This window comes from Bacillus sp. LR--39, assembly GCF_053613335.1.
In genome coordinates, this window is the sequence record NZ_JBSIOT010000307.1 from 1 (window position 1) to 1,096 (window position 1,096).

1 protein-coding gene and 1 pseudogene are annotated in these 1,096 nt (G+C 44.2%); both read left to right on the forward strand.

Annotated elements, in window-relative coordinates; translation table 11 throughout:
- Positions 1–193 (forward strand): annotated as a pseudogene (locus ACWHAR_RS22745) (glyoxalase); the annotation flags it as partial.
- A 96-nt stretch (positions 194–289) separates the two neighbouring features.
- Positions 290–1,096 (forward strand): AraC family ligand binding domain-containing protein (locus tag ACWHAR_RS22750; RefSeq protein WP_452087909.1); only part of this gene is annotated, 807 nt, incomplete at its 3' end.

Consider the following 1,096-nt stretch of genomic DNA (forward strand, 5'->3'; position numbering starts at 1 on the left):
TGGAAGAAATGCGCCGCCTAAACCGACAAATGCCAGCGGACTAGACTATTACACTGTTGTCCTGCCTCACCAAGAGGAGCTGGATTTAGTGGCAAACCGAGTCAAACATGCCGGGTATTCGATTGAAGAGACGGAAAACAGCTTTCGTGTGAAAGACCCTGTTTCCGGCGCCTATATTACATTTGTGATTTAACTGCAATCCCCTTGCCAAAAAAACGGCAGGGGGATTTTTTATTTTTGTCCGCCTTGTTATGATGAGAGAACCACCAACTTGTTAGGAGGCGTTTACATGGAACTCAACCACCTTGTGACGGGCAAAATAACATTAAATCAATATGTGCATCGCTTAGAGCAAAAGGATGTTTCATTTTACGTCCACTATTGGGGAGCGATGACGAACCACTATAACACACTACTTCATAAGCATTCCTTTTATGAAATTTGTTACGTGGTAAGAGGTGAAGGATATTACCTTGAAGGTGATCGTACATATCCGCTTCGTGAACAGACGATTTTTTTGTCAAAGCCGGAGCATTTGCACCAAATCAAAAGTGAAACAGGTCTGTTCCTTTTTTACGTCGCTTTCGAGCTGAGCGAGGATCAGTCAAGCGCCGAATGGATCAAAGTGATGGAAGAAGTGAAACAAAGCCCCTTTATCACAATGCAATTGAAAGATGGCGAACCGCCGGGCCTGCTTTGGAAAACGTTAATGCTGCAAGCAGCGCAGCCTGTCAATGCTTTTGACAAAGAGGTCCTATCTCATTTGTCGCATGCATTGATCCTGTCATTAATCCAAACCTTTCTCCCGTCCGCCCAACGCCTGAAACAAAAGCAGCCCATTCACACATCTTCTGCTTTGCTGACAGAGGTGAAACTGCACATAAAAGACAATCTGTCACAGCCGTTAAAGCTGACGGATGTCGCTAGCCACTTTCATATCTCAGGGAGGCATTTATCACGTTTATTTGCAGCAGAACTGGGTGTCAGCTACTCTGAGTTTGTCCAAAATGAAAAAATCAATAAAGCCGCAGCGCTGCTGAAGTCAACGAATCTATCGATAAAGGAAATAGCAGAAGAAATAGGATTCTCTGTACAT